3 protein-coding genes are annotated in these 2,009 nt (G+C 51.5%); all 3 read left to right on the top strand.

All coding sequences use genetic code 11. The features are described from left to right. The first annotated feature begins 71 nt into the window (after nucleotides 1-71). Complete coding sequence (locus QVO97_RS12765; RefSeq protein ID WP_022359712.1) at nucleotides 72-638, top strand: DUF512 domain-containing protein; 567 nt, start codon at nucleotides 72-74, stop codon at nucleotides 636-638. 52 nt (nucleotides 639-690) lie between these two features. Next, on the top strand, nucleotides 691-849 hold the full coding sequence (locus QVO97_RS07370; RefSeq protein ID WP_288189303.1) for a hypothetical protein: 159 nt from the start codon (nucleotides 691-693) through the stop codon (nucleotides 847-849). A gap of 20 nt (nucleotides 850-869) precedes the next feature. Beyond that, nucleotides 870-2,009, top strand: a 1,140-nt coding sequence (der, locus tag QVO97_RS07365) for a ribosome biogenesis GTPase Der (RefSeq protein WP_288189301.1), incomplete at its 3' end; no start/stop codon positions are given.

The raw sequence follows: 2,009 nt of genomic DNA, 5'->3' as shown, positions 1-2,009 counted from the left end.
TGGGCGCCGGGCGCCCGCTTCCGGAAGCGGATCGCTATGATGGCTATATCCAGCTGGAAAATGGGGTCGGCATGATTCGCCTGATGGAAGAGGAGATAGCCGAGGCGCTGGAGCAGCTGCATCCGGGAGAGGCTGGCGAGGTGTGCCCGGAGGAGATTTCGATTGCAACGGGACGGCTGGCTGCCCCGTATATTGAGCAGTATGTAGAGCGCGTGTGCCGCCAGTTCCCGGGGAAAAAGGTACATGTATATGCGATCCGCAATGACTTCTTTGGTGAGCGGATCACGGTGGCGGGGTTGATCACGGCAAAGGATCTGATTGCACAGTTAAAGGAACAGCCGCTTGGCAGCCGCCTACTGCTTCCAAGCGCCATGTTCCGAAGCGGCGAGGAGACATTTCTGGATGATCTGACCCGCACGGATGTACAAAATGCTTTACAAGTTCCGGTGGATATTGTAAAATCAAGCGGACGTGATTTTGTGGAAGCAATTCTGGCTCCTGTGAAGGAGGAAAGCTCCAGGCATGGCGAGTATGAGCCGGATCCGGAGGAATTTGCCGCTCAGATGGATGATAACTGGCAGGAAGAAGATCGGGATGGCGTACAGGTGTACGCATATGAGCCGGAAGACCTGGATTAGGATGCCCCGGACGAAGTCGTTTGTTTTGAAGAGGAAGACTCAGATCTGGAGGATGAGAAAGAAACGTGATGGCTGGAAATACAGAGGAAAACGTGCTTTCGGACACACAGAAAGAAAGCGTCTGGATGTGAAATTCATCACAATGAATGAAACAAGTAACTGGACAATAAAAATAGCAGCTGTGGATTTACAAACCAGCTGCGGAGCATGAAAATAAATGGAGGCATAAATATGAAAAAGAAACCGGTGGTGGCGGTCGTTGGACGTCCAAACGTGGGAAAATCCACCCTTTTCAACGTCCTTGCGGGCGATATGATTTCGATTGTAAAAGATACTCCAGGTGTAACGCGTGACCGTATTTACGCGGACTGTACCTGGTTAGACCATTCTTTTACCCTGATCGATACTGGCGGTATCGAGCCGGATACGAAGGATATTATCCTGTCCCAGATGCGTGAGCAGGCGGAGATCGCGATCGCGACGGCGGATGTGATCCTGTTTATCGTAGATGTGCGTCAGGGCATGACCGATTCGGATTCCAAGGTGGCGGATATGCTGCGTAAATCGAGAAAACCGGTTGTTCTGGCGGTCAATAAAGTAGACAATCCGGCGAAATTTGGCAATGATGTCTATGAGTTCTACAACCTCGGTATTGGTGATCCGGTAGCGATCTCGGCAGCCTCCCGTCTGGGACTGGGCGATCTGCTGGATGAAGTCGTGGCACATTTCCCGGAGGGAAGCGGTGACGAGGAAGAGGATGACCGTCCGAGAGTGGCGATTGTCGGAAAACCAAACGTAGGTAAATCTTCTATTATAAATAAGCTTCTGGGCGAGAACCGCGTCATCGTATCGGATATCGCCGGTACGACCCGCGATGCAGTCGATACAGAGATTGTCCGCAACGGTACCGAATATGTCTTTATCGATACGGCAGGTCTGCGCCGCAAGAGCAAGATCAAGGAGGAGCTGGAGCGCTACAGCATCATCCGTACCGTAACGGCGGTTGAGAGAGCTGATGTGGTTCTGATGGTTATCGACGCGAAAGAGGGAGTAACCGAGCAGGATGCAAAGATTGCCGGTATCGCACATGAGCGTGGAAAAGGTATTATCATCGTGGTAAATAAATGGGATGCGATCGATAAGACCGATAAGACTATTTATGAGTACACCAATAAGATTAAGACTGTTCTGTCCTTTATTCCGTATGCGGAGTTCGTGTTCGTATCCGCACTGACCGGACAGCGTATGAATAAGCTGTTTGAGATGATCGACATGGTGCGCGAAAATCAGACACTGCGTATTGCAACCGGCGTTCTCAATGAGATCCTGGCAGAGGCAGTGGCACTGCAGCAGCCGCCGTCTGACAAGGGC

Source organism: Clostridium sp. CAG:43, assembly GCF_000434655.1.
GTDB classification, from domain to species: domain Bacteria; phylum Bacillota; class Clostridia; order Lachnospirales; family Lachnospiraceae; genus Otoolea; species Otoolea fessa.
Note: the sequence above shows the minus strand (reverse complement) of the source record. Positions and strands in the feature narration are given on the sequence as shown.